Below are 25,695 nucleotides of genomic sequence, written 5' to 3'. Positions count from 1 at the left end.
TGCAGATTCTACCCACCTGAAATTATTTTATCCGAGGCAGGCATTGTAGCGGGGCTTTGTCGGATACTCCAGTTTCATGCCGCAAGGACTTTATTACGTCCGTCATTTTTAGCGCGATACAGCGCATCGTCGACACGCTTAAACAGCTCATCAATACTCTCCCCCTGATTGTGTCGCGCCACGCCAATGCTGACGGTAAAGCGGGGCAACCCTGGAAGCGTTATACGGGCAACGGCCGCACGGATCGACTCGGCAATCTGCAGCGCAGTATCGAGAGAGGTACGCGGGAGCAGAAGGACGAACTCTTCTCCACCCCAACGAAAGACCAAATCCTCATTTCGGCTGCAGGATTCCAGCGTTCGGGAGAGAGCGATAAGCACCTCATCGCCCTTCAGATGACCGAACAGATCGTTGATGTTCTTAAAATGATCGGTATCCACCAGCAGCAGGCTAAACTGCTGCTGCGCGGGAAGATGATTCAGGTCGCTTTGATCGGTAATCGCGTAGAACTGGCGCCGGTTGAGTAATCCCGTCATGGAGTCACGTAACGCAGCATGTTCCAGCTCCTGCTCCAGCCTTTTTTGCTCGGTGATATCGTGGATAATGCACAACATCAGCTTGTCACCGTAGATCTCAATGGGGCCGGCATACGTCTGAACATGACGGGTAGTACCGTCGGCAAGACGGTGAACAAAGTTAAGCGGTTTATGGCCACCGGGCAGCGCGGCGATCGCCGTCATAATGGGTATCACATCTCGCCCCAGGGTATTTATCTCCCAGGTATGCTTACTGCACATATCATCATGCGAATAACCATAAAAATTCAGCGCGGCCAGGTTAGCATCGACGATCTGGCCGTCACGCGCAGGATCGATTAACAGCATCGGTGCGCTGTTGGTCTGGAAAAAACGGGCGTAAAACCCCTGTTTTTTCCGCCGGTAGGTTGCCGAGCGGCTGGCCTTCAATCCTGTGAGGAGTTGCGGGGCGAACCCCTCGAAAACAATCACATCTCCCCAGGGGGCGTAACGGGCCAGTGAGAGACGACAACTTAACGGTGTATCCTGCCCATCCCGGCTTATTGTCCAGATTTCGACGATCTCCTGCTCTGTTTTCAGTTCAGAGACATACATCGACAGGAGGCTTTGCGCCGTTGCGGAATAGGTGCCTTTACGCAGCGCATCGAGAGTTTTATCACTCATGACCTGCAGAGCGGCCACATTGGCAAAAATAATCTGTTCCGACACGGGTGAAATGAGCCACACGGGAGTTTTAATAACATTCAGCGCATCAAAACAAGGTTGCGACATAGGCGTTTCCTGCTCATCGGCACACTGTGCCTGACCATCATGACCGAATTAACTCGCGTGTACTCATTTGAAACATACTCTACTTAACCCCGTCAGGCATGATTTTTTTGTGAAATATAGGCGCTGTCGGTCTGCGTTTTATTAATGGGGATAATTTGTTTGTCTGAGTTTTTCTGTAACAGCAGCCACGGGACCTGTTCGGCAGGTAACGGGCGAGAGAAAAGGTATCCCTGCAGATAGTCGCAGCCAAGACGGGTGAGCTCCGCCTGCTGTGCTTCCGTTTCTATCCCTTCTGCCACCACATTCATCTCCATGGTGCGGGCAATACTCATAATGGTTTCGACCAGCTTGTAGCTTTTTTCATTTTCCAGCATCGACGTGACAAAGCTTCTGTCAATCTTCAGTTCTTTTGCCGGGAGTACGCTCAGCATCAGCAGGTTGGAATAGCCGGTACCAAAATCATCGATCGAGACGGTGATCCCCGCACGATTAAACGCTTCCAGTAACTCGATGCTGCGGTCGAGATTTTTGAGCGCGGTGCTTTCTGTCACCTCAAGAATTAACCTGGACGGCGACAGGTTGTATTTTTCCAGCATCGACGACACGACAGGGAAAATGTCCTGCTGTTCGAACTGGACGGGGGATAAGTTGAGCGACAGCGTCCACTGGCTGAAACCTTGTTCCGTCCAGAAATGAAGCTGCCGACACGCCGCTTCAATGGCCCAGTTACCCACCGGAATGATTAAGCCGGTTTGTTCCAGCGTGGGGATAAACAGATTAGGCAGTAACACACCCTGCTCAGGATGCCGCCAGCGAAGAAGGGCTTCAAAACCATGTATCGTTTTATCTTCCGCATGCCAGGTGGGCTGGTACCACAGTTCAAACTGGTCACGCTCCAGCGCCTGAGACAGCTCCTGCAGAAAACCGGGTTTTGCCGGGACTGCGGTTGACATCTCGGTTCTGTAAATGGCCCAGTCATTGCGGCCCTCTTCTTTAACATGGTGTAAGGCAGCATCGGCCTTGAGCTTTAGCTCATGCAGCGTTTCGCCATCCTGAGGGTAGCGGCTGACGCCCGCGCTGATTGTCGTGCTCAGCGTATGTCCACAGAGCGAAAGCGGACGTCGCATATCCCCAAGCAAGGCGTTGAGCAGGGCGTTGAGTTTGTCGTCGTCACATTCCGGTACCAGCAGGATAAAGGCATCCCCACCCAACCTGGCCAGGGTCATCTCCCGGGTGAGCCGGGCCGTAATGCGCTGCGCAACAGTGATCAGTAACTCATCCCCGACGTTGTGTCCCCAGGTATCATTAACCCGCTTGAAGTGATCGACGTTGAGGAAAATCACGGCAAATTGCCGGTTACTCAGCAACGCACTGCGCAGACAATCCTGCATGCGGATATCCATCTGTTGACGGTTAGCCAGCCCGGTGAGCGCATCGAAGCGCGCCTGTAGCTCAAGCTGGCGATTGAGCTGCCGCAGATTATCCGTCAGCCGGTTGGTACGCCAGTGAGAATCGATAAGCGAAATGATTAACATCACCCCGAGCAGGCAAAGCGTGGTAACCGAAACCCAGATGGACAACCCCAGTTCGCCGATCCCGCCGGGCACAGTGTGCGCCATTTCCTGAAAATGGGCGGCACTCATGCCGGTATAGTGCATCGCACTGATTGCGGCACCCATGACCAGGGCCGCGAGAAGGCGATCGATAAAGACCCCTTTGTGTTTATCACGCAGGCGGAATGCCAGCCACAGTGCCGCCCCGGAGGCGACGACGGCAATTACGACGGACAATGCCACAAGGCGCCAGTCCCAGAGGATACTGTCATTGAGCATCAAGGCCGCCATACCGATGTAGTGCATGGATACCACGCCCGCGCTCAGGATCGTCGTGGCAAGGATCAGTCGAACAGGAGAGAGTTTTTTGCCGGTAACGGCAATATTAATGGCCGTGGTCGATGCCACCACCGCGACGCCGAGAGAGGCAAGGGTTAACCAGAGGTCGTAGCTCATCATCATTGGCATTTGCATCGACAGCATGCCAATGAAGTGCATCGACCAAATCCCGATGCCCAGCGAGCACCCTCCGGCCATGCGCCAGAACATGGCCGCCTTTCGGCTGGAAAGGGGGATTTTCCCGGCGCTGTCCAGCGCCACAAAAGAGGCGATGAAAGAGACCAGATAAGAAATAGCGATTAACACAGGGTCCCACGATATATTGAGCATTATGCAATCCCACACCTGAGAGGGTCACCAATTTCGCCTGCCGGGTCCATCTTTATCTGGCAACGAACATGCGCATTCAAACAAGGTTAGTTATTTATCGTGAAAAATGACCAGTCATATTAATACCCTGAAGCGCGTTAAGAATATAAAATATATTTCTTTCATTAACCTGTTAAGCATTGCTAAACATAAATGAATAATAGTAGCAAAGCGCCTTAAATATGAGGGCGATTGTCTCGTCTCACGGCAGGCGATGGTATCGCTTAACGTGGCCGGAGACCAGTATTGCAGCATGCCGCGCAGAACATTTTCACTAATACACGTTTTTTGTCTGACTTAAGCAAAATCTCAGGTTGCTAACGGCGAAAAGAAAAACCAGTGACGATTGCCATGAAAAACAGTTGAGGGAATGCTATAAAACGAGATGCCGACCAAAATATAAATTGTGGGTATCATCATGCTAAAAAATATGAGCGTCAGGACCTTTATCATCGGGTTCCTTTTATCTCTTTTTTTGATAACTGCAGGTGTCGTTGTTCTATTTTCCAGCAATCCCTCTCTCTTTATTTCCCTTAACGTAATCAACTTCGTTGCGCTATTTTTGCTCTGGGTCTATATGACGAAGTATCTTGTGACGCCGATCAATACGGTGAAGAAAAGTATTGAAGAGGTGACAGCGGGCAATCTGGGGGTGTCTATTCCCGAGTTTGGCAACAACTGCGCGGGTCGACTCATTCCCGGCATTAATAGCCTTTCGGGCAACATCGCTACGCTGGTGCGCGAGATCAGGGCGTCATCGCAAACCGCCATGACCTTATCGGATCAACTCTCGTCACGTAGCGCGCAGCTTTCGGTGAAAACCGAGCAGCAGTCGGCGTCTCTGGTGCAAACCGCAGCCAGCATGGAGCAAATGGCGGCAAGTACCAAAAACAATGCCGATAACACCCGCCTGGCGAGCGAGCAGGCCAACATGGCGACGCGACAGGCGCGCAAGGGCGGGGAGCTGATGGGGCAGGTCGCCACCAACATGGAGTCCATCACCGAATGCGCTCAGCAGATGACAGAGATTATCTCGCTGATCGACGGCATTGCCTTCCAGACGAATATTCTGGCACTCAACGCGGCCGTTGAGGCGGCGAGGGCGGGAGATCATGGAAAGGGATTTTCTGTCGTCGCAGAAGAGGTCAGAAACCTGGCGCACCGCAGTGCAGAGGCCGCGAAGAATATCAAAGCGCTGATTGAAGTCACCAGCAGTAACGTCAGCCAGGGTGCCACCGTTGTATCGGAGGCGGAGAAGAATATGCAGGAGATCGTGGCGGGGTCAGGGAATGTCAGCCGGTTGATGGACGAAATTTCCGCCTCGACCTCAGAGCAGGAGAAAGGGATATCTCAGATTACGCTGGCGTTGTCAGAGCTGGAGCGGGTCACGCAAAGTAACGTGGCAATGGCGGAGGAACTTAACGGCTCCTCTGATGTGCTGCGTAACCAGGTGATTGAACTGCAGACCCGCACGCGTAATTTCCGGCTTGACCAGGGCACACCTTCCTCCTTATCGTCCGGCTCACCCGCCTTCCTTCAGCGGCCAGAGCACTCTCTCTGACAACACCTGCCTTTCTTGCCGGGTGACTCGTGCTTACCCGGCCGACACTCCGCCACGATATCAATACATTGCACAACGCATTTTTGTTGCTTAACCCTTCATGAAAGCTAGACTGACACCGAAAGAGTTAAATGGTGGAGGCGCTGTGGAAAGCATTAAAGGATCTGAACTTAACGTTCCTGACGCAGTATTTGCGTGGGTGCTGGATGGTCGCGGCGGTGCCCGACCCCTGGAAGACAATGATGTGATCGATGATGCGCATCCCTGCTGGTTACATTTGAACTACACCCACCCGGACAGTGCTGACTGGCTGGCCTCAACGCCGCTTTTGCCTAACAATGTGCGCGATGCGCTGGCGGGGGAAAGCCTGCGGCCCCGCGTGAGCCGCATGGGTGACGGTACGCTAATTACCCTGCGATGCATTAACGGCAGCACGGATGAACGTCCGGATCAGCTGGTTGCGATGCGTGTCTATATGGACGACGGGCTGATTGTCTCCACCCGCCAGCGTAAAGTGCTGGCGCTGGATGACATCGTGAACGATCTGAAAGAGGGCACCGGGCCCGTCGACTGCGGCAGCTGGCTGGTAGACGTGTGTGATGCGCTGACCGATCACGCAAGTGAGTTTATCGAGGAACTCCACGACAAAATCATCGACCTGGAAGATAACCTGCTCGATCAGCAGATCCCGCCGCGTGGTTTTCTGGCCCTGCTGCGTAAGCAGCTGATCGTGATGCGCCGCTATATGACGCCCCAGCGGGACGTGTATGCGCGTCTGGCCAGTGAAAGGCTTGCCTGGATGAATGACGATCACCGTCGCAGAATGCAGGATATCGCCGACAGACTGGGCCGCGGACTGGATGAAATTGATTCCTGTATTGCCAGAACGGCGGTGATGGCGGACGAAATTGCGCAGGTGATGCAGGAGTCGCTGGCGAGAAGAACCTATACGATGTCCCTGATGGCAATGGTATTTTTACCCAGCACGTTTCTTACCGGGCTGTTTGGCGTCAACCTGGGCGGCATTCCGGGTGGTGCGTATCGCTATGGCTTTACCGCGTTTTGCGTCATGTTAGTTGTTTTGATTGGTGGTGTTGCATGGTGGTTGCATCGTAGTAAATGGCTGTAAATTTACGCTTTTTTCTCCTTTCGACGGGGTCAAAACGCTCTTTTAATTGAGCGAAGTCAATAAACGTTTACCCCGTAAGGTGCACTATTACTCCCGCAGGTGAATGCAACGTCAAGCGATGGGCGTTGCGCTCCATATTGTCTTACTTCCTTTTTTGAATTACTGCATAGCACAATTGATTCGTACGACGCCGACTTCATAGTCGGCTTTTTTTTGCCTCCTTAATCTCAGCGTCTACCCTAAAAGGGATGACAGTCAATTCTGGAGGGAATGATGAGCATCCTCAACGCTCTGCTATTGCAACAATCACGTCAGTCCGATCCCACCCCGACCGATCCGGTGCCAATGCCCGATCCCATCCCGCGTCCTCAGCCGATGCCCGACCCGCCGCCCGATGAAGAACCGATTAAATTGTCGCATCGGACCGCGAGATCTGCGAGGATACGCGCCATCTGACCGCAAAGATCACCACGAGAGACAATTGTGACCGCTTTTTCTACCCTGAATATTCTGCCCGCCGCCCAACTCGATAACCTTAACGAGTTGGGATACCTCACGATGACGCCTGTTCAGGCGGCCGCGTTGCCCGCCATTCTTGAGGGCCGCGACGTGCGCGTACAGGCGAAAACGGGCAGTGGGAAAACCGCGGCATTTGGTCTTGGCCTGTTGCAGCATATCGATGCGGCGCTTTTTCAGACCCAGTCGCTGGTGCTGTGCCCGACCCGTGAACTGGCCGATCAGGTCGCTGGCGAGCTGCGTCGCCTGGCGCGATTCCTGCCAAACACCAAAATTTTAACCCTCTGTGGCGGACAGCCGTTCGGCGCGCAGCGTGATTCACTTCAGCATGCGCCGCACATTATCGTCGCGACGCCAGGTCGCCTGCTGGATCACCTGCAAAAAGGCACCGTTTCGCTGGATGCGTTACACACGCTGGTCATGGATGAGGCAGATCGGATGCTGGATATGGGCTTCAGCGATGCGATTGACGAGGTGATCCGTTTCGCACCGGCCGAGCGTCAGACGCTGTTGTTCTCTGCAACCTGGCCGGAAGCCATCGCCGCCATCAACGGGCGCGTGCAGAAAAATCCCCTGACCATTGAAATCGACAGCGTAGATGCGCTGCCCGCCATAGAGCAGCAGTTCTTTGAAACCTCGCAGCAGGGGAAAATCCCGCTTCTGCAGAAATTGCTGAGCCAGCATCAGCCAGCCTCTTGTGTGGTGTTCTGTAACACCAAAAAAGATTGCCAGTCGGTCTGTGATGCCCTGAATGCTGCCGGACAGAGCGCATTGTCGCTGCATGGCGATCTGGAACAGCGCGATCGCGATCAGACGCTGGTCCGTTTCGCCAACGGCAGCGCCCGCGTGCTGGTCGCGACCGATGTCGCTGCGCGCGGTCTGGATATCAAATCCCTTGAGCTGGTCGTGAACTATGAACTGGCGTGGGATCCGGAAGTCCATGTCCACCGTATCGGTCGTACCGCACGCGCCGGGAACAGCGGTCTGGCCATCAGCTTCTGCGCGCCGGAAGAGGCGCAGCGCGCCAACATTCTCTCTGAGATGCTGCAGATTAAACTGAACTGGATGAATGCCCCTGCCGGCGTCAGCCTGGTGCCGCTGGAAGCCGAAATGACGACGCTGTGTATCGATGGTGGTAAAAAAGCCAAAATGCGCCCGGGAGATGTATTAGGTGCATTGACCGGAGAGGTGGGGCTGGACGGGGCGGATATCGGTAAGATTGCGGTTCACCCGGCGCATGTCTATGTGGCGGTTCGCCAGGGCGTTGCCCATAAAGCCTGGAAGCAGCTGCAAAACGGGAAAATTAAAGGTAAAACCTGTCGCGTACGTTTGCTGAAATAAAGAATGAAGCGTCTCAGAAGGTATTTCTGAGACGCTAATCGCTTACTTCACTTCAAGCACGTTCAGACGCAGCTCTTCAAACGCGTTGTCATCGTCTTCTGGCTGCCAGCCAGCTGGCTGCATCGGGATATCTTCCCGGTCAAACGCCAGGTCACCGCCGTTCACCACGTCAGATTCGTGGTTGATGCCTTTGAAGTCGAACAGTTCAACATCCGCGAGATGCGAAGGCACGACGTTCTGCATCGCGCTGAACATGGTTTCGAGCCGCCCCGGATAACGCTTATCCCAGTCGCGCAGCATGTCGCCAATGACCTGACGCTGCAGGTTCGGCTGAGAGCCGCAGAGGTTACATGGAATAATCGGGAACCCTTTAGCCTGAGAAAAACGTTCAATGTCTTTTTCGCGGCAGTAGGCAAGCGGGCGGATCACTATGTGTTTGCCGTCATCGCTCATCAGTTTAGGGGGCATACCTTTCATCTTGCCGCCGTAGAACATATTGAGGAACAGCGTTTGCAGAATATCGTCGCGGTGGTGGCCCAGCGCAATTTTGGTCGCACCCAGTTCCGTCGCGGTACGATACAGAATGCCACGGCGCAGACGAGAGCAAAGCGAGCAGGTGGTTTTTCCTTCCGGGATTTTCTCTTTCACAATACCGTAGGTATTTTCTTCGACGATTTTGTACTCAACGCCCAGGTTCTCGAGATATTCCGGCAGAATATGCTCCGGGAAGCCCGGTTGTTTCTGGTCAAGGTTGACCGCCACCAGGGAGAAATTCACCGGGGCACTTTGCTGAAGGTTACGCAGGATCTCCAGCATGGTGTAGCTGTCTTTACCGCCTGACAGGCAAACCATGATGCGGTCGCCTTCTTCAATCATGTTGAAGTCTGCAATGGCTTCGCCGACGTTACGGCGCAGTCGCTTTTGCAATTTATTCAGGTTGTATTGTTCTTTTTTGTTAATTTCTTGATTCTGTTGCATTGAGTACTACCTTCGGAGCCAGCAGGGGCAATATTTGTCTGCCGCGTATGGTACGGATTCCGGCGACGAATACCAGCATGTTTTACAGCGGCGGTGAATCCGGCGTTTGGACTGATAAGCGTAGTCCTCTTTTGTGACCAGCGAAAGCAGCGCAAAGATTCTGGTTTAAAAGAAAATTTCTGCTGTCAGGCATGGTAATTATGACGTTATCAACCATGCTTAAGACGATGACAATTCAAACACTTCAGGATCGCTGAAGGAACAACATACCCATAATCGAGAACTTACAATGCGCCGTGCACCTATTCCCTTAGCTGCAGCCACGACAATTTTTATCCTGGGCGTTTTTATTATCAATTTACAGGTCTGGTATTCTGCACGCGCTGACAGCCTTGCCGGGGCCAATTATGTCGTCAGGAATGTAAATGTCATTCTTAAAGAGGCGCATCATGCCAGCCAGATGGCGATGCAGCTTGCCGACAATGAGTGTGATGTGGAAGGGCAGTACCGGCTAGGGACTGAGGCAGCGTTACAGCCCCATCTCAGAACGATTATGATTTTGAAAAAGGATGCGGTCTGGTGCTCCTCGCTGCCAGGAAACCGTGTTCTGCTGGTCAACAGCTCCGCGCTACCCGAAACAACGTTGCTACTGGTTCCTTCGGGCAGTACCGTCAACGGCCTGCCTGTTCTCGTCTATCAAACACACCATGCCGGAAGCCGTGTGATGGTGAGCATCAGCGACAGCCATATTCGGGATGCCCTGGACATGCCATTAAATGGTGTGAAATATTCATTACGCGTCGGCAATCGTCTTTTAGGTTTGTCAGGGGATGTGGCGACAGCAGCGCCGTCAAATAACGAGATTTTAGCGGTAAAAGCATCTGATTATCCTTTCTCAATTGAATTTAACTCTCCGCCATTTTTTAGCCTGACGAGATTATTCAGTCGGGCGGGCGGGGTGCTGTTATTCCTGCTGCTTATTTCCGCTTTTTCTGCGTATGTTCTTCAGCGATATCTTTCTAAGGACGTTTCTCCGGCAGAGTCGCTGCGCACCGCCATAGACAGAGATGAAATCATTCCCTATTACCAGCCTGTGGTGAGCGGTAAAGAGGGATCGTTGCGCGGGGTAGAAGTACTGGCCAGATGGAAGCATCCACAGTCAGGGTTTATCTCTCCCGCTTCATTTATTCCTCTTGCGGAGAAATCTGGCTTAATCATTCCCTTAACCCAGAGCTTAATGCGCCAGGTTGCCGCGCATATGAATTCAATCTCAACGTTGCTGCCCGAAGGGTTTCATGTCGGTATTAACTTCAGTGCGCCTCACATCGTCTCCTCCACTTTTTTTGACGAGTGTCTGCATTACAAACGCAGCTTTGTTCGACAGGATCTTAACCTTGTCGTTGAGGTGACCGAGCGTGAACCGCTTCATGTTGATGAACATCTCGTGAAGACCCTGAATGCGCTGCATGAGATAGGGTTTGCCATTGCCCTGGATGATTTTGGAACGGGATATTCAGGTTTGTCCTACCTGCAGGATCTGCACATTGATTACATCAAAATCGACCAAAGCTTTGTGGCGAGGGTGAATGCCAGTGAGGACTCAACCGTGATACTGGATTCGGTACTGGAGCTGGCAAAAAAACTGTCAATCAGTATTGTGGCGGAAGGGGTTGAAACACAAGAGCAACTTGATTATCTCACCCGAAATCACATTAAGTTTTTACAGGGTTTTTACTTCTACAAACCCACGCCGTTTAAGGAACTGGTAAAAGTCCTGTTGTCGAAGCCGAAAGTAAAGGTAATGGTGGAATAAGGTTTGTCACATCGTAAAAATGGGGGGACATCACCCCCCTAAAGGTATGCAGACATTATTCTTTTAACTACGGTGATATTTTGTTATTCCTTGACCATCTGGTCAAATTAATTGTGTGCAACAGTAATTTTAAACGCTGGGCATTACGCGACACGCCTGAAAATTCACTGCCTGTTTTTTAAATTGATCTTCATCAATATTCCCGTTCCCTCTGTTTAAACAATCGGTGCATTCGTTTTTATCTTGTTAAAGGGATGCGCGGGCAATGTCTTTTTAGGGTGAGACGATTCAGGATAATTTTTTAAGAAAAAAATGTTCACTTCCCGATTATAATGAAAGGAGGCTTCACTGATTAATGCTGTTTAAATGTTAATCAGGCAACATCAGGCATTCAGTCTGTTTTACAGAATTAAACTTCCTCATTTTTGGGTATACTGTGTCGTCGAAAACATTTAACAGCTTCTGGTTTGATCAATGACTCTCAATCGCTTTTGCTATCTACTCCTGATTTTCACTGCCATCGGCAGTCTGTTGACCCCGAATCCATTGGTTAGCTGGTTTCTACTGATCAATGTGCTGACGATGGCCATGTATGGCGCGGATAAAATGGCAGCGCGTAAAGGGATGCGCAGGGTCCCGGAAGCCACGTTGCTGATCTTCGGCGTGACGGGCGGCTGGCCAGGCGCCATTGTAGGCCAACAACTCTTTCGCCATAAAACCCAAAAGCAGCCTTTTAAAACCTGTTTTTTTATCAGCGTGGTTATCAGCATCGCGGTGATGGCGGCTGCTTACCATTTCTTCCCTTTTTCTCCTGTTTAAGCGCAGTGCAGGTCGCTAATTAACCCTCCGTCACTGCCAATAGTGGTAGGGTTATTTTTGAGGGGTTGCTGTTTTTTGCACAATCTGAATAATACGTGCAACAACACGGACGACATCATCCCATGAAAATAGCCTCTATTACACTGGCAGTACTGGTGGCCTTTTCTGCACCTTGCTGGTCTGCTTTTCAGGAGCGGGAATATAATACCTGGTATCTGAAGAATGCGGTGCTTTATGACATGACGCAAACCTCAGAGGGTTTCCCCGTCATGGTCAGCATATCCCAACCCGAGCGGCGTTCTGCCAATTTGCTGGTGTCCTATATCACTGAAGGGCAATGCAGCGAGAATAAACCACTGCTCAACGTTAACGGTAAAGTGCTGCCGGCAAAATATTTTTGTGTTCAGGTCGGGCGAAACAAAATTGAGCATTTTTCTGTGATCGATGCACAGAGCGTCAATGAGATGGTGACGCATCTGAAATCTGATTTCACTATCCTCCTGCAAAACGATATCAAAATTTGGGCCGCCAATATTAAAACGCCCAAATACGGGCTGACGCCGCGTTTTTAAAAATCCTGCTAAGCTTGTGGATTGTACCAGGAGCATGCGCATGATGAATAACGATGAACAAACAGGGCTAGTGGGGCTGGCGATTGGGGCCGCGGTTATTGGGCTGGTTTCAGCACAAACACCGATCCATCGCGATAGCATTGTTGATGAACTCGTCAGGCTCGGCAGGCAAAAAGGCGATGGTGTTGAAGATGAGGTTTTCCTTAAAGCTGCCGAACTGGTAAGAAAAGGGGTATAGCCAATGGCTGAAAAACGTCATGCAAAGTGCCATTGCGGTGCGGTGGCATTCACCGTTGAGCTCTCTGATGGCCTGAACACCGCACGGCGCTGCAGCTGTTCCTTCTGTCGAATGCGGGGCGCGGTCGTTGTCTCCGCGCCGCTGTCGGGGATTACGGTTACGAAAGGTCAGGATAAGCTCACCGAGTACCGTTTTAATACGGGAACGGCGCGACACTTCTTCTGCTCGGTGTGCGGGATTTACACGTTTCATCAGCGGCGCTCCAATCCCAATGAATACGGCGTGAATGTCGCCTGTTTAGAAAACGTTTCTCCCTTTGATTTCCCGGAGGTCACGGTGATGGACGGTGTTAACCATCCCATGGATGGGGAAAGCGGGGTGTTTGGCTATCTCTCTTTTCGTGAGAAAGGGACGGGTCAGGCGTAATTGCCGCCTGGCCACTCTTTAAAGAGCCTGGCTATAGTGGAGAGTGGTTAACTGAAACAGGAGACATTATGCTCTGTGTTGAAAAAGACGATCCGCGTGAGGCCCCGGAATCAGGGGATAAAAAGCCACAACCCGTGAAAAAATAACGCAACAGCTGCGTTTATCCGCCACCGGCACTGCTGGTGGCTTTTTATTTGCCAGGCAGTACGGCTAGCTGCCATCCAGGTGATTTAACAGCGCGCCAAGATGCCCGACAATATCAGCAAAATCAAAAATTAATGCCATCCATAGCAGCGCTAAAAGGGCAAGGACGGTAAGGGATACTCGATTAAACAACGCTATTATCCTTAGCGGGTAAAGGCTTTCAGCTTAGTTTAATCACGTTTATCTCAACCTACAGTCAACCACGGCATTCAGGAATGCTTTTTTGCGACGCACGTCAAAAACTGGCGAGCCCGCACCGTGATGCGGGCTCTGGCAATCAGAACTGGTAGACCAGACCTAACGCGACGACATCATCCGTGCCGATGCCGTTGTTTTTGTAGAAGCTGTCATCTTCATCCAGCAGGTTGATTTTGTAATCAACGTAGGTGGACATGTTTTTGTTGAAGTAGTAAGTCGCGCCGATGTCAGCATATTTAACCAGATCCTGGTCACCCTGGCCGTTGCCCAGGTCTTTACCTTTAGACTGTAGGTAGGAAAGGGTCGGACGCAGGCCGAAATCGAACTGGTACTGCGCGGTCACTTCGAAGTTCTGGGTTTTATTCGCCACGGCGTCGGTGTTATCACCATACGGCGTCATATTGCGGGTTTCAGAGTACATTGCCGCCAGATAGATGTTATTGGCGTCATATTTCAGACCCGCAGTCCATGCATCCGCTTTGTCGCCACCGGCGGTCGTGTTCATCACCTGCTCGTTGGTACGGTCAGAAGAGGTGTAGGCTGCGCCCGCGGTTATGCCCATGCCAAAGTCATAGGTGGTGGAGATACCGAAACCGTCGCCGTTCTCGTGACGCGTGTCGCGACCGTTGTTGGTTCCTTCCTGATTGTTGCTGGCGTCTTCATTTTTGCCCTGATACTGCAGCGCAAAGTTCAGGCCCTGTACCAGACCATAGAAGTCGGTATTACGGTAAGTTGCAACACCGTTGGCACGGCCAGTCATGAAGTTGTCGGCTTTGGTGTAGGAATCGCCACCAAACTCCGGCAGCATATCGGTCCAGCCTTCCACGTCATACAGAACACCGTAGTTACGACCGTAATCGAAGGAGCCATAATCACCCACTTTTACGCCGGCAAAGGCCAGACGCGTCCAGGACTGATTATCTGAACCTTCTGTGTTGTTGGCCTGAATGTTGTATTCCCACTGTGCATAACCGGTCATCATGTCGTTGATCTGGGTTTCACCTTTGAAGCCCAGACGCATGTAGGTTTGATCCCCGTCAGCGCCTTTATCGTCGGAGAAGTAGTGCAGACCATCTACTTTTCCGTACAGATCTAATTTATTGCCGTCTTTATTATAAATCTCTGCTGCATGCGTTGCGCCAGCCATTAACAGAGCCGGAATCATCAGGGCCAGTACTTTTCTTTGCATTATGATATTCCTTTGCGGTTGTTTTTATTTAATAACCTGTTGAACTTCCCGAATCAGAAAGTTGTCTCATGCTAAATCACTCCTGAGTAAGAGTAATAAATTATAATTGTTACTAATTAAGTAAAATCTAAACCGAATAAATCAGCAGTAATGATCATTGGTTTGATGAATGTTTTAAGATTAAGTATATTAAATTAAAATTATTAAACTGAACTAAATTACGTTAATCTTAGCGGCGTTATATGCCTTTAAGATTATTTATCCATAATTCCCATGAATGTTATTCAGGAAACTAAATAGATATTCATTGATTATCTGGATGCGCCCGGTGTGAAAATACCGGGCTTTTTTATGGCAAAAAAATGCCCGGACAAGCCGGGCAGAGAAACTAGTCGCTGGTCGATTTTTCGGCTTTACCCGCCATTTGCGCGAGGAAATCATACCGTTTTTGCAGGTCGGCAGCGGCATCTTTCCAGAGCTGTTCAGCCACCTCCGGCTGCTGAGCGTTAAGGCGACGGAAGCGTTGTTCCTGCATTAACGTCTCGGCCAGGGCGTCTGACGGCGGACGCGAATCAAGCGCCAGTGGTAATTTCCCTTCCTCCGCACGGCGTGGGTCGAACCGGTAGAGCGGCCAGAAACCGGTCGCCGTCAGCTGTCGCATCTGATCGTGACTAAGCGCCAGGTCATATCCATGCTCTTCGCAAGGGCTGTAGGCAATGATCAGCGACGGGCCAGGGTACGCTTCCGCTTCCTGAATCGCTTTTACCGTCTGGTTAAGCTGCGCACCCAGCGAGATTTGCGCGACGTAAACGTGACCATACATCATCATGCTCACACCAAGATCTTTTCGTGCTTTGCGTTTACCGTGTTCACCAAATTTCGTGACCGCGCCTAACGGCGTGGCTTTTGATGCCTGGCCGCCGGTATTGGAATAACACTGCGTATCCAGCACCAGGATGTTGACGTTTTCGGTCAGGCTCAGCACGTGATCCAACCCGCCGAAGCCGATGTCGTAGGCCCAGCCGTCGCCGCCAATCAGCCAGATCGATTTTTCAACCAGGGCGTCGGCGTCAGTCAGCAGCTGCTGTGCACCGTCTACGTCCTTCAGGGCATTGCGAAGTGCTGCGACCTGCTCGCGACGAACCTCCGGTGTGGCTTCAGCGTGCAGCGCCGCGTTCAGCTCAGCAGGGATGTTATCGGCAAACTGGTCCAGCAGGCGCATCACGCGGGCACGGTGCTGATCGACGGTTAAGCGGAAGCCCAGACCAAACTCGGCGTTATCCTCAAACAGTGAGTTCGCCCAGGCCGGTCCGCGACCGTTGGCGTCGGTGGTGTACGGCGTGGAGGGCAGGTTACCGCCATAGATAGATGAACAGCCGGTCGCGTTGGCAATCAGCATCCGGTCACCGTACAGTTGGGTGAGCAGCTTGATATACGGCGTTTCCCCACAGCCGGAGCAGGCGCCGGAGTACTCGAACAGCGGGGTAATCAGCTGTGAAGTCCGGATATCAATACGTTCCAGTTTGCTGCGATCGATTTCCGGCAGACTCAGGAAGAAGTCATAATTCACTTTCTCTTCTTCGACGTGTTCCAGACGCGACATCATATTGATGGCTTTGATGTCCGGGTTCTGCCGATCCTTCGCCGGGCAGACCTCAACGCACAGGTTACAGCCGGTGCAATCTTCCGGTGCGACCTGCAGTACGTATTTCTGTCCACGCATATCGCGGGATTTCACGTCCAGCGAGTGGAGGCTGGCCGGGGCGGACTCCATCTCTTCCGGTGAAACCACTTTGGCGCGAATGGCAGAGTGCGGGCAGGCCGCCACGCAGTGGTTGCATTGCGTACACAGCTCTTCTTTCCAGACAGGGATCGCTTCGGCGATGTTGCGTTTTTCCCAGCGGGTGGTGCCCATCGGCCAGGTGCCATCCGGCGGTAGCGCCGAGACGGGCAGGGCGTCGCCCAGCCCGGCCAGCATCGCTGCCGTTACGGTCTTAACAAAATCAGGCGCCGCATCGGACACTACCGGAGGACGGTTCGGGCTTGCGGCATTGACCGGCTGTAGCGGGACCTCAAAAAGTGACTCGCGGGCCAGCGCCAGCGCCTGCCAGTTGCGTTCTACCAGCTCCTGACCTTTACTGCTGTAGCTTTTGGCAATCGCCCCCTGCAGTTCCATTAACGCGCTGTCACCCGGCAGAATGTTGGTCAGATGGAAGAAGGCCATTTGCATAACGGTATTGATACGCGCGGCCAGGCCACATTCGCGGGCAATTTTCGCCGCGTTAACCACGTAGAAGCGGGCTTTTTTCTGATTAAGCACCGCCTGAACCTCCTGCGGCAGGCGCGCCCAGACCTCCTCTGCGCTGTATGGGGTATTCAGGAGAAAAATTCCGCCGGGTTTCAGGCGCTCTGCCATCTGGTATTTATCGATAAACTGCAGCTGGTGGCAGCCAACAAAGTCAGCCTGAGAAATAAGATAGGCAGAACGGATAGGCTGTTCACTCACCCGCAGGTGGGAAACGGTCAGACCACCGGCTTTTTTGGAGTCATAGACAAAGTACCCCTGGGCATACCATGGCGTCGAATTACCGATGATTTTGATGTTGTTTTTGGTCGCGGAGACGCTCCCGTCGCTGCCGAGACCGTAGAACAGCGCCTCAAGTTTGGCCGTCGAGGGCAGGGTGTTTTCCGGTAAGCTCAGGGACAGATTCGTCACATCGTCATAGATGCCGACGGTAAAGCGCGGCCTCGGCTTCGCTTCGCTGAGTTCGTTGAACACCGCCAGCACGCAGTCTGGTCCGAACTCTTTGGAGGACAAACCATAGCGACCCCCGATCACGCGCGGTAGCGTTTCTCGCTCGCCCTGATTAAAGGCTTCTGCCAGGGCCGTCATCACATCCAGATACAGCGGTTCCGCCTGCGCGCCCGGCTCTTTGGTGCGATCGAGCACCGCAATGGCACGCGCACTTTCCGGCAGCGCAGAGAGCAGATGTTTCGCCGAGAACGGGCGATAGAGACGCACTTTCAGCACGCCAACTTTTTCACCGCGCGTCAGCAGTTCATCCACGACTTCCTCGCAGGTACCAATCGCTGAACCCATCAGCACAATAACGCGATCTGCCTGCGGATGGCCGTAGTACTCAAACGGCTTATATTCCCGGCCGGTGGCAGCGGCAAAGTCATTCATCGCCTGTTCAACATGGTCGTACACCGCGTTGTACCACGGGTTAGTGGCCTCACGAGACTGGAAATAAGTATCCGGGTTTGCCGATGTCCCGCGAATAACAGGGTGTTCCGGGTTAAGGGCACGGGCGCGATGGGCGTCGATCTCCGCCTGCGGCAGCAGATTCAGGATAGTATCGTCAGCCAGCGGAACGATTTTGTTGATTTCATGCGAGGTGCGGAACCCATCAAAGAAATGAATAAACGGAACCCGGCTTTTGAGTGTGGCGATATGCGAAATGAGGGCAAAGTCCTGAGCTTCCTGAACGCTGCTGGCGCACAGCATGGCGCAACCGGTCTGGCGCACGGCCATCACGTCAGAGTGATCGCCAAAAATAGAGAGCGCGTGGGTGGCAACGGTACGTGCAGCAACATGCAGAACGAAGGGGGTCAGTTGACCCGCAAGTTTGTACAGCGTCGGGATCATTAACAACAATCCCTGAGAAGAGGTAAAGGACGTGGAAAGTGCGCCGGTCTGCAGTGCGCCATGTACCGTCGCAATCGCACCGGCTTCGGACTGCATTTCAACCACTCTTGGGACATCGCCCCAGACGTTTTTTAACCCGTTACCAGCCCAGGCATCTGCCTGCTCAGCCATGGTGGAGCTTGGCGTAATCGGGTAGATGGCGATAACTTCACTGGTGCGAAACGCGACTGAGGCAACTGCACCATTACCGTCAATAGTTTGCATAGGACAACACCCTTACATTGCGCAAAAAATAGGGGTCTGTATTACGGCAACAAACCCTGAATATTATCTGTGTATTCTAGCAAACAGGGGATTTTTCGATTTTCGCTTTTGTGTCCTCGTTATTCTTGCCATCAATGAGTAGATCAAACTTTTGGCAGAAAAATTGCGAGAATTTGTTTCAGATGCGCATAAATACGCACTTCCGATCTCGACGACACGGGATGGGATGCCTATTATGCATAGGTTTCGCATTATTCATGGGGGAGAGAGCATGCGCTCAGCGTTTTTGGTAGGGTGTGCCGCATTATTGTTGTCGGCATGCAGCAGTGAACCTGTCCAGCAGGCAACGGCCGCCCACGTGGCGCCGGGAATGAAAGCCGCGATGTCCAGCTCCGGTCAGGCTAACTGCGCGATGATTGGCGGTTCGCTGTCGGTGGCCCGCCAGCTCGATGGTTCGGCTATTGGGATGTGCGCCTTGCCAAATGGCAAACGCTGTAGTGAACAGTCGCTTGCCGTTGGTACCTGCGGTAATTACTGATTAGTCTGCACGCTTAAACATCAGCGTTTTATCGGCTGTCGCCAGCGTTAACTGGTCTTCAGTCAGGTCGACCTGCGCCCCTTTGCGCAGCATGTCGCCGATGGCCTGATCCAGTTCGTTAAGCTGTGGTTCAGTACAGAGCTTGCGCGTCATGGCCAGCGTTTTCACCTTCAGCTCGCCTTCGGACAATTTCCCCTGTCCGCTGAAGCGGTTACACATTGCGCCTGAAACGCTGATGTTATTAACCAGGCTGATATCTGACAGTGCGTTAAAACTGATCTCAGGTGGCGTCGTCGTGTTCTTCACGGCCTTACCGTTCACATTTTCCAGCACAAAGCGGTGGCTGGTGAGCTGTTCCGGCTGAACGGAAGCTTTACCCGGATTAACGCAGCCGGTGAGGACAAGACTGATAACACTTAACGCCATGAGCTTTTTCATTTTTCTTCTCAAACTATAAATACCGTGAATCTGTTTCCAGTGTAACGATACGCCAGCGTGGGTTAATGGGGTTTATCTGAAAGTGCGGGGGAGATGTCGGGCAACGCGACGGCTGCCCGGAATAACGTTAGTGCGATTTAAACCCTGCCGCTGTCATCAACATGCGAAAGAGCATACTGACAGCAGCCAGTGCGAGTACGCTGCCGCCCCAGATAATGGCCAGCCACAGTAATCTTTTCCAGACCGGTTGTTGCATCAGTGATAACCCTCCCCATGCTGAACTTTGCCGCGAAATACGTAGTAACTCCAGAAGGTGTAGACCAGGATAACGGGAATGATCAACAGCGCGCCCACCAGCATAAAGCCCTGGCTTTGCGTCGGCGCGGCGGCCTGCCACAGGGTGATTGACGGCGGAATGATGTGTGGCCAGATGCTGATCCCCAGCCCGCTAAAGCCGAGGAATATCAGCCCCAGCGTCAGGACGAACGGACGATTATGGCTGTCGGGATTACTCAGACAGCGCCATTGATACAGGCTCAACATCACTACCAGCGCCGGGACGGGCAGCAGATAAAACAGATTCGGCAGCGTAAACCAGCGCGCGGCGATGGCCGGCTGCGCCAGTGGCGTCCAGAGGCTGATCGCCGCAATAAACGCCAGCAGCACGAGTAACAGCATTTTCGACACCTCACGCATCCGCTGTTGCAGGGGATTTTCGCTTTTCATCACCAGCCAGGTCGCGCCTAACAGCGCATACGCGACGACCAGCCCCGCACCGCAGAACAGATTAAACGCGGTAAACCAGTCAAATGGCCCGCCGGTATAGGCCCGGCCGGTGACGGTAAAGCCGTTAATGACCGCGCCGACCGTTACACCCTGGGTAAACGTCGCCAGAATGGAACCGCCAATAAACGCCTTGTCCCAGAACGGACGGTGCGCTGGCGTGGCTTTAAAACGAAACTCAAACGCTACGCCACGAAAAATAAGACCGATCAGCATTAATGTCAGCGGAATGGTGAGGGCATCAATAATCACGGCGTAGGCTAGCGGAAACGCGCCGAACAGGGCGGCCCCGCCAAGGACCAGCCAGGTTTCATTCCCGTCCCAGACCGGCGCGACGCTGTTGACCATCACATCGCGATCGTCGGCGTTTTGCGTGGCCGGGAATAAAATACCAATCCCCAGATCAAAGCCGTCCATGACGATATACATCAGCGTGGCGAAGACAATGATGACAAACCAGATAATGGAAAGATCGATACCCATTATGGCTGCTCCTTATGTTCAGTTGTGACGGCAGAAAGCGGGCGCGCCGGACGTCCATCGGACTCAGTGGCGAAAGATTCATGCGGCTGCGGGCCTTTGCGGATGAGACGCACCATATAGCTGTAACCCACGCCAAACACCGAGGTGTAAACGATGAAGAAAGCCAGCAAACTCACGCTCATATGCAGATCGCCATGGGCGGAGACCGCGTCCTTCGTGCGCTGAAGGCCGTAGACCACCCACGGCTGGCGGCCCACTTCGGTGGTTACCCATCCCGCCAGAATAGCCATCAACCCGGATGGCCCCATCAGCAGGGCAAACCACAGGAAAGGACGGGAAGAATAAACGCGCTTTTTGTAGCGCAGCCAGAGTGCCGTCACGCCAAGCAGCAGCATCAGCATGCCCAGGCCCGCCATGATGCGGAATGACCAGAAGACAATGGTGGAGTTAGGCCTGTCTTCCCTGGGAAACTCTTTGAGTGCCGGAACCTGTTTATCCAGGCTGTGCGTCAGGATAAGGCTGCCGAGTGCGGGGATCTCCAGCCCAAAGCGGGTGCGCTCCTGTTCCATATCCGGCCAGCCGAACAGCAGCAGCGGGGTAGGTTCACCGGGTGGGTTTTCCCAGTGGCCTTCAATGGCGGCAATTTTCGCCGGCTGGTGCTTTAAGGTGTTCAGCCCGTGCATATCGCCAACCATGGCCTGGATGGGGGCGACAATCAGCGTCATCCACAGCGCCATCGAAAACATCGCGCGAATAGCGGGGGTATTATTCCCGCGCAGCAGATGCCATGCCGCGGATGCGCCAACAAACAGGGCGCTACTCAGAAACGCCGCTATCGACATATGCAGCAGGCGATAAGGGAAGGAGGGGTTAAATACCACGGCGAACCAGTTCACCGGTACCACCTGACCGTTGACGATCTCATAGCCCTGCGGGGTCTGCATCCAGCTGTTTGAGGAGAGGATCCAGAAGGTGGAGATGATGGTCCCCAGCGCCACCATACAGGTGGAGAAAAAGTGCAGCCCCGGCCCGACTTTGTTCCAGCCGAACAGCATCACCCCGAGGAACCCGGCTTCGAGGAAGAAGGCGGTGAGCACTTCATAGGTCAGCAGCGGACCGGTAATGCTGCCCGCAAACTGTGAAAACCCGCTCCAGTTGGTACCAAACTGGTAGGCCATCACCAGCCCGGAGACCACGCCCATGCCAAAGTTAACCGCAAAAATCTTCGACCAGAAATGGTACAGCGAGCGCCAGACCGGATTTTTTGTTTTTAACCACAGGCCTTCGAGCACGGCAAGATAGCTGGCGAGACCGATGGTGATTGCCGGGAAAATAATGTGAAAGGATACGGTAAAGGCAAACTGTATCCGTGCAAGGTGAAAAGCATCTAAACCAAACATGCAAAACTCCGCGATGTATTTATGTCGATGCCATTCTAAGCCGCGTCTGCTCTGGGTTGCAGAGACAGACCCGGCCTATTTTGCTATAACAGTTTCCAGTGTATTGTATACATTCCCTCATGAATTGAATATCAATGAACCACTATTGCCATCAGTAGGGGGAGGCATCCAGAAGAATATTGGCGAGTTTAGACGTATTATGGAAAGAGTATACGTCCCCACGAACATGCAGATATACACCGTCGTCTTTAACATCGATTTTCACTTCAGGATCGTTAGTCACCATGAATGGCGTGGTCTGGTCAATCTGCGATAAAAATTCTGCCTCTTTTGTTTTTGCATCCAGTAAATAGTAGTGATAGGTGTATGATGTCATGGCTCCGGCATTAGCTTGAGTGACATACAATACAGCCCAGTTATTGACTTTCACTTTTGAACGTAGCTCTTGTTCGACAGGGAAGTTCATAAAACAGAAAACCCATCCGGCGTAGGCAAGTGCAAATAATACAGGTATGAGAATATAGCGTTTTTTAAAAACCCGTTCTTGTTGCATAGTCTATTCCGCATTTTATCCAGTGTTGATCAGTCGGATCATCCCCAAAAGGGGGGGAACCATACCAGTGTCCATCTATTGACTGGCCATTCCCTGACTTTGACTGCGCCCAGCCTGCAGCGCGTAACAGAACTGGGGCAGAAATTCCAGCCGCAGTACCCACCGCACCATAATGAAAATTACCAAAATTCTCGTATTGGCGGCCTATTCTTGTTTTATAATCCCATGGGCCATGTAACCTGACCTGTTGATAAAACCACTCATATGTTAGCGCTGATGGTCCCCGGTGAAATCTTGCTAGCATCATATTATTTAAGATGTTAACGCCTGGGGGAGAGAAAGAGGAAATATCATAAGGTGGGTGAGGGGAGACCGCTAAAGTTGGGTACCTCATGCTTGCGGTCTCTCATTCCAGTTATCGGTAAACATGATGTTACCATCACAGTGCTTCCAGGTGATTTTTTCATATCGAAATTCTACACATTCGAGATGATTGTGTTTTTCCTTTGTTGGATCTTTTGTGTCATGCATCATTGGCGAAATGCCGACGATTTTCACACCTTCTAATAACATGTTAAAGTATTCTACTTCTTGCCCGGCATCATTAATCTTGTACCATCTAAACTCAGCCGATTTAAGGGTTTGACCGGTTGCAACAGCCTTATAAAGATAGGGGGACGATGAATCAAAGTCTTTTTGTATGATTATTGATGAATGTTTGCGAGTACCGGTGATTTTTCCTGTAAGTCCATCGGTTGGCAGACTGAGGTTGTGGGAAAAGCCATTAACTTCTATGCTCCCTTCGCGATGCTGAACATCAACAGCTCCCTTAATATCTGCACCACCGTCGTCTTTTATCCATAAATATGCTGGAATTGCCATGTAATACTCCTTTTTGATTAAGTCAATGGTATTTTGGCGTAACTTAATACGCCATAACAGACAAGCTAATTAGGCAAAAAATGTTATTAAAATTTTATATATTTCAATTGGTTATGTTTTTTATTGCAGTTATTGATTTAATCAATATCCGACAGTAATACGAGCAACGCTTTTTTAATCAGTATTTTTATGAATTTTCCGCATAAAACCGCTTGCTTTGTCGTCAGCATCGTGCGTTAATGATCTTCTGGTTTTGAGTCCAAATAAATATCTGACGTAGTTTTATAAAGCAGTTCTCATCACGTTGTGCCTCTCCGCAGCCTCTCTTGGGTCTTTATCTACATTCCGATTAGTTTTGTTTCAAACCACTATCGCCTGATCGGCTCATGAGTAATTTTACGTTTTTACGTTTACAGGAGAATCCTATGACTTCTTATATCCATTTTCGCTGCCCTTGCTGTCATGGCTCGCAGTACCGTACCTCAGCCTTTGATGTGTCTGAGAAAAACCCTTACGGCGCGAAATGCATCTTTTGCAAATCGCCAATGATTACGCTGGACCATCTGGCCGCGGCGCGTCAGGCGCAGAACCACGTTACCGGTTATCGTAAGTAATTCATTTAGCAAACTATAACAGTTACCTAAAACTTCTCTTTTTCTCCTGCTGATATACACTGTCGGTCATAAGGAGAATCTGATGAAAAAATACCAGCGTCTGGCGCAACAAATTATCTCGCAGATCGAACTTGGCGTTTGGCTGCCGGGCGATAAGCTGCCTTCCCTGCGAGAGCAGGTGGCGAGCAGCGGCATGAGTTTTATGACCGTTGGCCACGCGTATCAGATGCTGGAAAGCCAGGGGCGCATTGTCGCCAGACCGCAGTCGGGCTATTACGTTGCCTCGCGCCCGACCGCGCAACAGCCTGCGCCACCCGCTCAGGTCATGCGTGACGAAGCGGTGGATATCAACACCTACATCTTTGAGGTCTTACAGGCCAGCCGTGACCCCTCCGTTGTGCCTTTTGCTTCCGCGTTTCCCGACCCCCGGCTTTTCCCGCTTCAGCAGCTTAACCGCTCGCTGGCGAACGTCAGCAAAACGGCGACGGCGATGAGCGTGATTGAGAATCTGCCGCCGGGTAACGTCGATCTCCGCCACGCCATTGCCCGCCGCTACGCGCAGCAGGGGATGAACATCTCCCCGGAAGAGATCGTGATCACCGCAGGCGCGCTTGAAGCGCTTAATCTCAGCCTGCAGGCGGTCACCGAGCCCGGCGACTGGGTGATTGTAGAAAACCCCTGTTTCTACGGTGCGCTGCAGGCGCTGGAACGCCTTAAACTGAAAGCCCTGGCGATTGCGACGGACGTCCGCGAGGGGATCGATCTCAATGCGCTTGAGCAGGCGCTGAATGATTACCCGGTCAAAGCCTGCTGGATCATGACCAACAGCCAGAATCCGCTCGGCTTCACCCTGAGCGCGGAGAAAAAAGCTCAGCTTGTCGCGCTGCTGACCCGTCATAACGTGCCGCTGATTGAAGATGACGTCTACAGCGAGCTCTATTTTGGGCGTGAAAAGCCGCTTCCGGCGAAAGCCTGGGATCGCCAGGACATGACGCTGCACTGCTCGTCATTTTCGAAATGTCTGGTGGCCGGCTTTCGCATTGGCTGGGTGGCGGCAGGAAAGCACGCGCGGCGCATTCAGCAGCTCCAGCTGATGAGCACGCTGTCCACCAGCTCTCCGATGCAGCTGGCGCTGGTGGATTACCTGGCGACCAAACGTTACGACGCCCATCTGCGCCGCCTGCGGCGCACGCTGGCCGAGCGAAAACAGCAGGCCTGGCAGTCGCTGTTGCGTCATATGCCTGCCGGGGTCAAAATTCACCATAACGACAGCGGCTACTTTTTATGGCTCGAACTTCCGGCCCAGCTGGATGCCGGGCTGTTGAGCGAACAGGCGTTGAGTCATCACATCAGCATTGCTCCGGGAAAGATGTTTTCCACCTCTGACGCGTGGACTCCGTTCTTCCGTTTTAATACCTCCTGGGCCTGGGGGGAACGGGAAGAGCAGGCGGTGATACAGTTAGGGAAATTAATTAGCAGTATGCTGAAATAAATATTCCCGCCTTTTACTCAATAATCATTCCTTATCTTTTTACCGGC

Annotated in this window: 25 protein-coding genes; 13 read left to right on the top strand and 12 right to left on the bottom strand. The window is 52.3% G+C overall.

Translation table 11 applies throughout. The annotated features are described in order from the left end of the window. Positions 1–74: 74 nt before the first annotated feature. Entirely contained in the window at positions 75–1,307 is a 1,233-nt protein-coding gene (locus LDK53_RS04740; protein WP_225284726.1) for a sensor domain-containing diguanylate cyclase, read from the bottom strand. A 92-nt stretch (positions 1,308–1,399) separates the two neighbouring features. After that, positions 1,400–3,529, bottom strand: a complete 2,130-nt coding sequence (locus LDK53_RS04735) for a putative bifunctional diguanylate cyclase/phosphodiesterase (RefSeq protein ID WP_225284725.1) — start codon at positions 3,527–3,529, stop codon at positions 1,400–1,402. 457 nt (positions 3,530–3,986) lie between these two features. On the opposite strand from LDK53_RS04735, the gene LDK53_RS04730 reads away from it, so the two are divergent. The 4 genes from LDK53_RS04730 to dbpA all read left to right on the top strand — a co-directional run bounded on the left by LDK53_RS04730 (position 3,987) and on the right by dbpA (position 8,115). Continuing rightward, positions 3,987–5,129 carry a methyl-accepting chemotaxis protein gene (locus LDK53_RS04730; protein ID WP_225284724.1) on the top strand — a complete coding sequence of 381 codons (1,143 nt, stop codon included), beginning with the start codon at positions 3,987–3,989 and terminating at the stop codon, positions 5,127–5,129. 145 nt (positions 5,130–5,274) lie between these two features. Next, positions 5,275–6,258, top strand: a complete 984-nt coding sequence (gene zntB, locus LDK53_RS04725) for a zinc transporter ZntB (protein ID WP_225284723.1) — start codon at positions 5,275–5,277, stop codon at positions 6,256–6,258. 291 nt (positions 6,259–6,549) lie between these two features. Beyond that, a complete protein-coding gene (locus LDK53_RS22990; RefSeq protein ID WP_305955528.1) occupies positions 6,550–6,714 on the top strand; it encodes a hypothetical protein in 165 nt (54 codons plus the stop codon). A gap of 27 nt (positions 6,715–6,741) precedes the next feature. After that, entirely contained in the window at positions 6,742–8,115 is a 1,374-nt protein-coding gene (dbpA, locus tag LDK53_RS04720) for an ATP-dependent RNA helicase DbpA (protein WP_225284721.1), read from the top strand. Positions 8,116–8,157: 42 nt separating this feature from the next. Here the strand turns inward: dbpA and ttcA are convergent, their stop codons facing one another. Beyond that, entirely contained in the window at positions 8,158–9,093 is a 936-nt protein-coding gene (ttcA, locus tag LDK53_RS04715) for a tRNA 2-thiocytidine(32) synthetase TtcA (RefSeq protein ID WP_025759493.1), read from the bottom strand. A 289-nt stretch (positions 9,094–9,382) separates the two neighbouring features. Between ttcA and LDK53_RS04710 the strand changes: the two genes are divergently transcribed. From LDK53_RS04710 to LDK53_RS04685, 6 genes are all read left to right on the top strand, one after another. Beyond that, complete coding sequence (locus tag LDK53_RS04710; protein ID WP_225284719.1) at positions 9,383–10,906, top strand: cyclic diguanylate phosphodiesterase; 1,524 nt, start codon at positions 9,383–9,385, stop codon at positions 10,904–10,906. 474 nt (positions 10,907–11,380) lie between these two features. Beyond that, complete coding sequence (locus tag LDK53_RS04705) at positions 11,381–11,725, top strand: DUF1294 domain-containing protein (protein ID WP_225284717.1); 345 nt, start codon at positions 11,381–11,383, stop codon at positions 11,723–11,725. 122 nt (positions 11,726–11,847) lie between these two features. Next, positions 11,848–12,297, top strand: coding sequence for a hypothetical protein (locus tag LDK53_RS04700; protein WP_025759102.1), 450 nt, complete (start codon positions 11,848–11,850; stop codon positions 12,295–12,297). Positions 12,298–12,337: 40 nt separating this feature from the next. Next, the gene (locus LDK53_RS04695; protein WP_025759104.1) at positions 12,338–12,535 is read left to right on the top strand and encodes a hypothetical protein; all 198 of its coding nucleotides are present in this window, start codon (positions 12,338–12,340) and stop codon (positions 12,533–12,535) included. Between the two features lie 3 nt (positions 12,536–12,538). Continuing rightward, positions 12,539–12,961, top strand: coding sequence for a GFA family protein (locus LDK53_RS04690; protein ID WP_045285061.1), 423 nt, complete (start codon positions 12,539–12,541; stop codon positions 12,959–12,961). Positions 12,962–13,029: 68 nt separating this feature from the next. Continuing rightward, a complete protein-coding gene (locus LDK53_RS04685; RefSeq protein ID WP_223239581.1) occupies positions 13,030–13,107 on the top strand; it encodes a hypothetical protein in 78 nt (25 codons plus the stop codon). Between the two features lie 335 nt (positions 13,108–13,442). On the opposite strand, the gene ompC is transcribed toward LDK53_RS04685, so the two are convergent. Both ompC and nifJ read right to left on the bottom strand, forming a co-directional pair. Continuing rightward, positions 13,443–14,552, bottom strand: coding sequence for a porin OmpC (ompC, locus tag LDK53_RS04680; RefSeq protein WP_025759106.1), 1,110 nt, complete (start codon positions 14,550–14,552; stop codon positions 13,443–13,445). Positions 14,553–14,940: 388 nt separating this feature from the next. Further along, positions 14,941–18,465 carry a pyruvate:ferredoxin (flavodoxin) oxidoreductase gene (gene nifJ, locus LDK53_RS04675; protein ID WP_225284716.1) on the bottom strand — a complete coding sequence of 1,175 codons (3,525 nt, stop codon included), beginning with the start codon at positions 18,463–18,465 and terminating at the stop codon, positions 14,941–14,943. A gap of 271 nt (positions 18,466–18,736) precedes the next feature. Here nifJ and LDK53_RS04670 point away from each other — a divergent pair, with 271 nt between their 5' ends. Next, positions 18,737–19,003 carry a DUF333 domain-containing protein gene (locus LDK53_RS04670; protein WP_025759109.1) on the top strand — a complete coding sequence of 89 codons (267 nt, stop codon included), beginning with the start codon at positions 18,737–18,739 and terminating at the stop codon, positions 19,001–19,003. Here LDK53_RS04670 and hslJ read toward each other — a convergent pair whose 3' ends face one another. From hslJ to LDK53_RS04635, 7 genes are all read right to left on the bottom strand, one after another. Then, entirely contained in the window at positions 19,004–19,441 is a 438-nt protein-coding gene (gene hslJ / locus LDK53_RS04665) for a heat shock protein HslJ (protein WP_045285059.1), read from the bottom strand. A 127-nt stretch (positions 19,442–19,568) separates the two neighbouring features. Next, positions 19,569–19,697, bottom strand: a complete 129-nt coding sequence (locus LDK53_RS04660) for a DUF2474 domain-containing protein (RefSeq protein ID WP_008501283.1) — start codon at positions 19,695–19,697, stop codon at positions 19,569–19,571. Beyond that, positions 19,697–20,707, bottom strand: a complete 1,011-nt coding sequence (gene cydB, locus LDK53_RS04655) for a cytochrome d ubiquinol oxidase subunit II (protein WP_047958717.1) — start codon at positions 20,705–20,707, stop codon at positions 19,697–19,699. The genes LDK53_RS04660 and cydB overlap by 1 nt, the downstream gene beginning before the upstream one ends. After that, positions 20,707–22,107 (bottom strand): cytochrome ubiquinol oxidase subunit I, encoded by a 1,401-nt coding sequence (locus LDK53_RS04650; RefSeq protein ID WP_225284714.1) that lies wholly within the window; start codon positions 22,105–22,107, stop codon positions 20,707–20,709. The genes cydB and LDK53_RS04650 overlap by 1 nt, the downstream gene beginning before the upstream one ends. 151 nt (positions 22,108–22,258) lie before the next feature. Further along, positions 22,259–22,660, bottom strand: a complete 402-nt coding sequence (locus LDK53_RS04645) for a hypothetical protein (RefSeq protein ID WP_225284712.1) — start codon at positions 22,658–22,660, stop codon at positions 22,259–22,261. Further along, positions 22,638–22,964, bottom strand: a complete 327-nt coding sequence (locus tag LDK53_RS04640; protein WP_225284746.1) for a polymorphic toxin type 44 domain-containing protein — start codon at positions 22,962–22,964, stop codon at positions 22,638–22,640. The genes LDK53_RS04645 and LDK53_RS04640 overlap by 23 nt, the downstream gene beginning before the upstream one ends. 86 nt (positions 22,965–23,050) lie before the next feature. Further along, the gene (locus tag LDK53_RS04635) at positions 23,051–23,542 is read right to left on the bottom strand and encodes an Hcp family type VI secretion system effector (RefSeq protein ID WP_225284710.1); all 492 of its coding nucleotides are present in this window, start codon (positions 23,540–23,542) and stop codon (positions 23,051–23,053) included. Between the two features lie 425 nt (positions 23,543–23,967). On the opposite strand from LDK53_RS04635, the gene LDK53_RS04630 reads away from it, so the two are divergent. Then, complete coding sequence (locus LDK53_RS04630) at positions 23,968–24,156, top strand: hypothetical protein (RefSeq protein WP_032672600.1); 189 nt, start codon at positions 23,968–23,970, stop codon at positions 24,154–24,156. A gap of 82 nt (positions 24,157–24,238) precedes the next feature. Beyond that, positions 24,239–25,648 carry a PLP-dependent aminotransferase family protein gene (locus LDK53_RS04625; RefSeq protein ID WP_025759115.1) on the top strand — a complete coding sequence of 470 codons (1,410 nt, stop codon included), beginning with the start codon at positions 24,239–24,241 and terminating at the stop codon, positions 25,646–25,648. Positions 25,649–25,695 lie beyond the last annotated feature (47 nt).

The sequence above is a fragment of the Enterobacter sp. K16B genome (assembly GCF_020216105.1).
GTDB classification, from domain to species: domain Bacteria; phylum Pseudomonadota; class Gammaproteobacteria; order Enterobacterales; family Enterobacteriaceae; genus Enterobacter; species Enterobacter sichuanensis.
This window is presented reverse-complemented; position numbering and strand designations above follow the sequence as displayed.

Coding starts and splice junctions, on each gene's coding strand:
- LDK53_RS04740 (WP_225284726.1), bottom strand. CDS start 1,307: ATGTCGCAACCTTGTTTTGATGCGCTGAATGTTATTAAAACTCCCGTG.
- LDK53_RS04735 (WP_225284725.1), bottom strand. CDS start 3,529: ATGCTCAATATATCGTGGGACCCTGTGTTAATCGCTATTTCTTATCTG.
- LDK53_RS04730 (WP_225284724.1), top strand. CDS start 3,987: ATGCTAAAAAATATGAGCGTCAGGACCTTTATCATCGGGTTCCTTTTA.
- ttcA (WP_025759493.1), bottom strand. CDS start 9,093: ATGCAACAGAATCAAGAAATTAACAAAAAAGAACAATACAACCTGAAT.
- LDK53_RS04710 (WP_225284719.1), top strand. CDS start 9,383: ATGCGCCGTGCACCTATTCCCTTAGCTGCAGCCACGACAATTTTTATC.
- LDK53_RS04705 (WP_225284717.1), top strand. CDS start 11,381: ATGACTCTCAATCGCTTTTGCTATCTACTCCTGATTTTCACTGCCATC.
- LDK53_RS04700 (WP_025759102.1), top strand. CDS start 11,848: ATGAAAATAGCCTCTATTACACTGGCAGTACTGGTGGCCTTTTCTGCA.
- LDK53_RS04695 (WP_025759104.1), top strand. CDS start 12,338: ATGATGAATAACGATGAACAAACAGGGCTAGTGGGGCTGGCGATTGGG.
- LDK53_RS04690 (WP_045285061.1), top strand. CDS start 12,539: ATGGCTGAAAAACGTCATGCAAAGTGCCATTGCGGTGCGGTGGCATTC.
- LDK53_RS04685 (WP_223239581.1), top strand. CDS start 13,030: ATGCTCTGTGTTGAAAAAGACGATCCGCGTGAGGCCCCGGAATCAGGG.
- ompC (WP_025759106.1), bottom strand. CDS start 14,552: ATGCAAAGAAAAGTACTGGCCCTGATGATTCCGGCTCTGTTAATGGCT.
- nifJ (WP_225284716.1), bottom strand. CDS start 18,465: ATGCAAACTATTGACGGTAATGGTGCAGTTGCCTCAGTCGCGTTTCGC.
- LDK53_RS04670 (WP_025759109.1), top strand. CDS start 18,737: ATGCGCTCAGCGTTTTTGGTAGGGTGTGCCGCATTATTGTTGTCGGCA.
- hslJ (WP_045285059.1), bottom strand. CDS start 19,441: ATGAAAAAGCTCATGGCGTTAAGTGTTATCAGTCTTGTCCTCACCGGC.
- LDK53_RS04660 (WP_008501283.1), bottom strand. CDS start 19,697: ATGCAACAACCGGTCTGGAAAAGATTACTGTGGCTGGCCATTATCTGG.
- cydB (WP_047958717.1), bottom strand. CDS start 20,707: ATGGGTATCGATCTTTCCATTATCTGGTTTGTCATCATTGTCTTCGCC.
- LDK53_RS04650 (WP_225284714.1), bottom strand. CDS start 22,107: ATGTTTGGTTTAGATGCTTTTCACCTTGCACGGATACAGTTTGCCTTT.
- LDK53_RS04645 (WP_225284712.1), bottom strand. CDS start 22,660: ATGCAACAAGAACGGGTTTTTAAAAAACGCTATATTCTCATACCTGTA.
- LDK53_RS04640 (WP_225284746.1), bottom strand. CDS start 22,964: ATGCTAGCAAGATTTCACCGGGGACCATCAGCGCTAACATATGAGTGG.
- LDK53_RS04635 (WP_225284710.1), bottom strand. CDS start 23,542: ATGGCAATTCCAGCATATTTATGGATAAAAGACGACGGTGGTGCAGAT.
- LDK53_RS04630 (WP_032672600.1), top strand. CDS start 23,968: ATGACTTCTTATATCCATTTTCGCTGCCCTTGCTGTCATGGCTCGCAG.
- LDK53_RS04625 (WP_025759115.1), top strand. CDS start 24,239: ATGAAAAAATACCAGCGTCTGGCGCAACAAATTATCTCGCAGATCGAA.